This window comes from uncultured Bifidobacterium sp. (assembly GCF_959020145.1).
Taxonomy (GTDB): Bacteria; Actinomycetota; Actinomycetes; order Actinomycetales; family Bifidobacteriaceae; genus Bifidobacterium.
In genome coordinates, this window is the sequence record NZ_CAUEQY010000051.1 from 1 (window position 1) to 6,515 (window position 6,515).

Here is a 6,515-nt window from a genome sequence, read left to right on the forward strand (position 1 = left end):
TCATCGGCGCCCTGCACGTCGATGACCACGGAATCGCCCTGCTTGATGCCCAGGCCCATGACGGACAGGATGGAGTTAGCCGGAACCGGGTTGCCGCCTTCCTTGGCGATGGTGACGGTGCAGCCGGAGGCGGTGACGGCCTGGGTGAACTGTGCGGCCGGACGGGCGTGGATGCCGACGGGATCGTTGATGACGGTGGTGCGGGTTGCCATGATGGACACTCCTTTGAGTCGTGTGTTGACTGATTTTTGGTTGTGTTATTTGAAAGTCGTGCTGCTTGCCGAGCGAAATGCCTCGGTGCGCCGCTAATAATTACTATAGCACCTTTTTCCACGAAACGCAGAAAACGTTTACCGGTTGTGTGTTGCGGCTTAAAGTGTGTATACTGTGCGCAGGCTGAAAATGATTTACCGGCAAAGACGGTGGGAATCATGCAGTAACTCGACGCGCAAAGCAAGCGCGGAAATCACAACAACAAACGTTCGGTTCGCGTTCCCTTCGCGGGCAAACAACGAAACAAGGAAACAGGTCAAAGGAGTTCACATGATTATCAAAGGTGTTGGCATTGGTCGCGGTGTTGCAGTCGGCCCGGTCATCCGTATGGCGCAGCCACTGCCGGAACCGTCGGACGCTCCGCGTGCGGAAGGCATTGCTGCCGAAAGCGAAATCGCTCGCGTTGAAAAGTCCCTCGCACTGGTGAACGCCGACCTGAACCGTCGTGCCGAAGAGGCCGCCAATGGTGACGAAGGCGCCAAGCAGGCCGCTCCGATTCTGCAGGCCGTCGCCATGTTCGCTTCCGATCCGTCGCTGGCTGAATCCATCAAGGGTCTGGTTCAGCAGGGTAAGACCGCTGAACGTGCAGTGCTCGAAGGCTTTGCCGCGGTGGAAGACATGTTCCGTGCTATCGGTGGCTATCAGGCCGAGCGTGCCGCCGATCTGCATGATGTCGGCCAGCGCGTAATCGCCGACCTTATGGGCGCTCCCGCACCGGGCCTGCCGCAGAGCGAAACCCCGTTCGTGCTCGTTGCCGAAGATCTTTCCCCCGCCGACACCGCGGCGCTCGACATGAGCAAGACCCTCGCCATCGTCACCTCGCAGGGCGGCCCGACCTCGCACACCGCCATCCTGGCCCGTGCCCGCGGCATCGTGGCGGTTGTTTCCGCAGCCGAAGCCGAGAATCTGACCGACGGCACCACCGTGGTCGTCAATGCGGCCAAGGGCGAACTGGTCGTCGACCCGACCGAAGAGGAGATCGCCGCAGCCGAAGCCGCCAAGTCCCGCGCGGCCGCAGCCAAGGAACTGCGCGGCAATCCGGGCTCCACCAAGGACGGCCACCTCATTCCGCTGCTCGCCAACGTGGGCAAGCCGGCCGACGCAGCTAAGGCGCTGGAATATGGCGCTGAAGGCGTTGGTCTGTTCCGTACTGAATTCCTGTTCATCGGCAACTCCGAGCCGCCGACCGTCGAAGAGCAGACCCGCGCTTACACCGAGCTGTTGAGCCAGTTCCCGGGCAAGAAGGTCGTGATTCGTATGCTCGATGCCGGCGCTGACAAGCCGCTGCCGTTCCTCACTCCGGAAGACGAGCCGAATCCGGCTCTCGGCCTGCGCGGTCTGCGCACCCTGCGCGCCCACATGGACGTGCTCGAAGGCCAGCTCAAGGCGCTCGCCGCAGCCGATGCCGCCACCGACGCGAACCTGTGGGTCATGGCCCCGATGGTTGCCGACCAGCATGAGGCTGACTATTTCGTGAAGCTTGGCAAGAGCTTCGGTCTGAAGTTCGTGGGTGCGATGGCTGAAGTGCCGTCGATCGCGCTTATGGCCGATAAGGTGGCCGACGTGGCCGACTTCGTGTCGATCGGCACCAACGATCTGACCCAGTACACGCTGGCCGCCGACCGTACGCTCGGTTCCGTTGCCAACTATCAGACCGCCTGGCATCCGGCGGTGCTGCGTGCCATCAAGATGATCTGCGACGCGGGCAACGCCAAGGGCATGCCGGTGGGCGTGTGCGGCGAGGCCGCTGCCGATCCGGACTTGGCCGTAGTGCTGGCCGGTCTTGGCGTGAACTCCCTGTCCATGACTCCGGTGGCACTCGACGACGTGCGTGCCTCCCTTGCCGAAGTCACCTTCGAAGAGGCTCAGGCCCGTGCCGAAGCCGCCCTCAACGGCGACTTCTACCACCCGGCCAACTGAGCCGTACTAGCTGTGCCTATCGCCTGTAACGCCTTGTTTTTCAAGCGATGTGAGGTCTGATAGGCCCTGTTTCCCGGACCGACCCCTGCCCGCGTGCCCCACAGGCTCGCCGCAGGGGTCGTTTCGTTATGTTTCGTTATGCCGTCAATTGAAACCTTGTATGAGTCAGACGCTTGAGGGATACTGGGTGCATGAAGATTTCCGCAGATTTCACCGTCATTCCCGACGCGTTTGCCAAGGCGGCGCCGCCTGAGAACTGCATCGACGGTACGCCGATTGTTTCCTTCCCCTTCTACATTGATGCGCTTGATCCTGCAGTGCAGTTCCTGCATTGGGAATTCGTTGATCCGGATTCAATTCCGGTATGCGGTTTCCAGTGGAATCATTGGTCCCTCGCGAACCTGCCCGTGGATGCGCTGATGTACGATTTCAACGATTCTCACGCGCTCGCGATTCCGGCTGATTTCTCGCGCACGGTTTCTGCGATGATTCCTGAAACGGTTCAGGGACGCACGTCCGCCGCCTCGCCGTTGCTGCAGGGCCGCAGCAGTGATCCCGCAGTGACGATGCGTTACAACGGTCCATATCCGCCAGATCAGGATCATGACTACTATCTGCATGTGTGGGGTACCACGGCTCCGCTCGCCGGCCTCAATCAGGGATTCTGGCTCAACGAAATGGAACGTGCGCTGCGTACTTCCGGTACAATCGTTGATCAGGGCGCTATTTTCCTCACTGGAAAAGCCTGATTTGTGAAAGAGGATCTCAAGTAAGGCCAGAAATTTGATTTCCGCAGCAATATAACGATATAAAGATGCGGAAATCAGAAATATATCCGACGAAAACGTATTGACAATAATCGAAAGGATTGCTGAATAATTATGGCGTGCACCACGATTTTGGTTGGCAAAGACGCAAGTTATGACGGATCTACCATCATCGCCCGTAATGAAGATAGTGCAAATGGTGAGTTTTGCCCGAAGCGCTTCATCGTAGTCAAGCCTGAAGATCAGCCGCGCAAGTACAAGAGCGTGCTTTCGCATGTTGAAATCGATCTTCCTGACAATCCGCTGCAGTATACGGCTGTGCCGAATGCCGATCTGAAGGAAGGCATTTGGGGCGAAGCTGGCGTGAACGAAGCGAACGTTGCCATGAGCGCCACCGAAACGCTCACCACCAATGAGCGTGTGCTCGGTGCCGATCCGTTCGTGGAACTCACGCCGGCCAAAGGCAAGGAAGGCGAAGAGGGCTATGAGCCGGAAGTCGCCGGTGGCATTGGCGAAGAGGATTTCCTTACTCTCGTGCTGCCGTACGTCACCACCGCCCGTGAGGGTGTGGAACGTTTGGGCGCTCTGCTTGAGGAGTATGGCACGTATGAGATGAACGGCGTTGCTTTCTCCGACGTCGACGAGATCTGGTGGCTGGAAACCGTTGGCGGCCATCATTGGATCGCCAAGCGTGTGCCGGACGAAGCGTATGTGACCATGCCGAACCAGCTGGGCATTGACGAATTTGATCTTGAAGATGCGTTTGGCGAGCAGGAGGACCACATGTGCTCCGCCGATCTGGCCGAGTTCATCGAACGCAACCATCTTGACCTGTCGGTGGAGAATTCCACTCCGTTCAACCCGCGTGACGCGTTCGGCTCCCACTCCGATTCCGACCACGTGTACAACACTCCGCGTGCCTGGTACATGCAGCGTTTCCTTAACCCGTACGACGAGCAGTGGGATGGTCAGGATGCCGACCACAAGCCGGTTTCCGACGATATTCCGTGGGCTCGCCAGCCGGAACGCAAAATCACCATCGAAGATGTGAAGTATGTGCTGAGCTCCCACTATCAGGGCACTCCGTACGATCCGTATGGAAAGCTTGGCGACCAGCGCACCCGCCACATGTTCCGCCCGATCGGCATCAACCGTCAGAGCCAGCTTGCGGTGATGCAGATCCGCCCGTACCGCCCGCAGGTGAGCCGTGCGATCCAGTGGATCGCCTATGGTTCCAATCCGTTCAACACGCTCGTGCCGTTCTTCCCGAACGTCAACTCCACGCCGAAGTATTTGGAAGACACCACCACGCGCGTCACGTCCGAAAACTTCTATTGGGAGAACCGCATCATCGCGGCCCTGTGCGATTCCAGCTTCGCCGACACCGCCAACGCCGTGGAACGCTATCAGGAGAAGACCGGCGCGATGGGCCACCGCATGGTTGCCTCTACCGACGAGCAGATCGAACGTTTGGTGGGTGACGTGACCGACGAATTCGATGCGGAAGACGAAATCGGCGATGTTCAGCCTATGGAACCGGATGAAATCATCGAAGCCGTGCGCAACGGCGAAGCCCGTGAAATCCTTGCCGCAGCCAACGAGACCATGGCCGCGCAGCTCAAGGAGGAAACCGACAAGCTTCTTGATTCCGTGCTGTACACCGCCAGCATGAACATGAAGAACGGCTTCCACATGTCGGACTTCTAAAATCTCACTATTCGGCTCTCGTGACCACGTTGCGGGAGCCAATTATTTTCCGCAATACAACATCGTTAGAATGGCGTGCATTCCAATTTGAAGAAAGGAACCCCAGTGACCAGCATTGAGGATTTCACCAGCCAGTACGGCTTGGTGCAGAAGATTGATGCGTTCGGCTATCTCGATTATTTGAAGAATGATCCGGATGCTCCACGCAAGCATGGCAAGGTCGTGCTCGTCACCGCCGATACTCCGCTGAAGGCGTCTCGCGGCGAGGGCAAGACCACCACCACGATCGCGCTGATCGACGCGTTGCGTGAGCGTGGCATTGATGCGGCCGCAGTGCTCCGTCAGCCGAGCATGGGCATTACCGCTGCCGGTTCCAAGGGTGGCGCTTCGGGCGGCGGCAAGGCTTCCCTGACCCACCCTGAGCTGATCGACTGGGGTCTGTGCGGCGAAATGGGTGCTATCGAAGCGGCCCAGAACCTGCTGGTTTCCTTCGCTGAGAAGGCCATCGACGACGGCAAGCTCGACGATATCGCCGTGCCGCGCGTTTCCGAAGTGCCGTCCCGTTCGCTGCGTCAGATCGCGGTGGACCGCGGCAAGGGCAATGTGGCCGAGCGTGTGGTGCTCACTCCGACCTGCGAGCTCATGCAGATCGTGGTGCTCTCCCGTTCCATGGATGAGATCGCCGAGCGCGTTGCCAAGATGATTGCCGGCACGAAGGACGGCAAGGCCGTTACGTTCGGTGAATTCGTTGATTTGTGGCGCATTACCGGCATTCTTTCCGATGCGGTGAAGCCGGCGAAGACGGAAACGGTGAATGGTTCTCCCGTGTATGTGCACGGCGGTCCGTTCGCGAACGTGTCGATCGGCATTCCGACGCTGGTTTCCGTGGAAATGGCGTGCGCCCTGCATGATGTGGTGATCGTCGAGGCCGGTTACGGTGCTGACGCGGGCGCTCAGAAGTGGCTTGACATTGCTTGCCGCGAGTATGGCGCACAGTGGCCGTCCGCCGCGATTGTGGTGACCCGCGCTTCCACTTGGCGTGACGATCCGGCGCTTGCCTGGCGTTACCCGTTCCACGTGCAGCGTTTGGAAGGTCTTGATATTCCTACGTTCCCGCTGATTAACCTGTGGGATGGCGAAGACGATCAAATTCCGGCGTTGCAGCAGACCGCCAAGGATCTGGAGTTCCGCGAGCCGATTATCGGCAACCTGTATCGCGATGGCGGCGATGCGCTCGCCCCGCAGCTTGACGCGTTCGTTGACGCGGTGGTGAATGGTTCCATGCCGGCCACGCCGCACAGCCACAAGGGTATGGCTCTGGTGGAGAACGTGCGTTGGGTTGCCGAAAATGCGTATGGTGTTCCGGCAGATCGCGTGATCCTGAAGGACGGTTTTGCTGAATCGCTTAATAAGGCGGTGGACCTGTGCGCCAGCGCCGGTATTGATTTCGGTTCGCTTGCACTGGTTGCGGTGAAGTCTCCGGCCACGATGACTGACAACGATTCCGCTCCGGCTGAAGAGCGTACGGTGACGTTGAAGAAGGTTGAAGTGCATTCCGGCGCCGGTTTGGTGCATGTGAATCTCACCGTTTCGCTGACCACGCCGATGCCGAAGATCGTGTGATAAACGAGTCGTAGCGTTCTGATCGCAACATTTTAGGGCGGTCACTTGCGTATATGCGTAGGTGACCGCCTTTTTGCACCTTAATTTCGGCGGTTTCTAGCGAACGTCGCAACGCCATGACCTCGAAGGAACGGTGGAAACTTCGTCAGAAGTTGACGCCCCGAACCGTGAGGCGGGGAACACGGTGTGTTTCCCGTAGGTGAGGTGAGAGGTTCGCAATATGGG

The 6,515-nt window shown here is 58.9% G+C and carries 5 protein-coding genes; 4 read left to right on the forward strand and 1 reads right to left on the reverse strand.

Features of this window, described 5'->3' with window-relative positions:
* Positions 1 to 212 (reverse strand): HPr family phosphocarrier protein (locus Q5H33_RS07785; RefSeq protein WP_302423890.1); only part of this gene is annotated, 212 nt, incomplete at its 3' end.
* A 331-nt stretch (positions 213 to 543) separates the two neighbouring features.
* Between Q5H33_RS07785 and ptsP the strand changes: the two genes are divergently transcribed.
* The 4 genes from ptsP to Q5H33_RS07805 all read left to right on the forward strand — a co-directional run bounded on the left by ptsP (position 544) and on the right by Q5H33_RS07805 (position 6,290).
* Positions 544 to 2,193 carry a phosphoenolpyruvate--protein phosphotransferase gene (gene ptsP, locus Q5H33_RS07790; protein ID WP_065441527.1) on the forward strand — a complete coding sequence of 550 codons (1,650 nt, stop codon included), beginning with the start codon at positions 544 to 546 and terminating at the stop codon, positions 2,191 to 2,193.
* Positions 2,194 to 2,384: 191 nt separating this feature from the next.
* Positions 2,385 to 2,942 carry a YbhB/YbcL family Raf kinase inhibitor-like protein gene (locus Q5H33_RS07795; RefSeq protein WP_004220257.1) on the forward strand — a complete coding sequence of 186 codons (558 nt, stop codon included), beginning with the start codon at positions 2,385 to 2,387 and terminating at the stop codon, positions 2,940 to 2,942.
* 132 nt (positions 2,943 to 3,074) lie between these two features.
* Positions 3,075 to 4,667 (forward strand): C69 family dipeptidase, encoded by a 1,593-nt coding sequence (locus tag Q5H33_RS07800; RefSeq protein ID WP_065437674.1) that lies wholly within the window; start codon positions 3,075 to 3,077, stop codon positions 4,665 to 4,667.
* Between the two features lie 105 nt (positions 4,668 to 4,772).
* A complete protein-coding gene (locus Q5H33_RS07805) occupies positions 4,773 to 6,290 on the forward strand; it encodes a formate--tetrahydrofolate ligase (RefSeq protein WP_004220253.1) in 1,518 nt (505 codons plus the stop codon).
* Positions 6,291 to 6,515 lie beyond the last annotated feature (225 nt).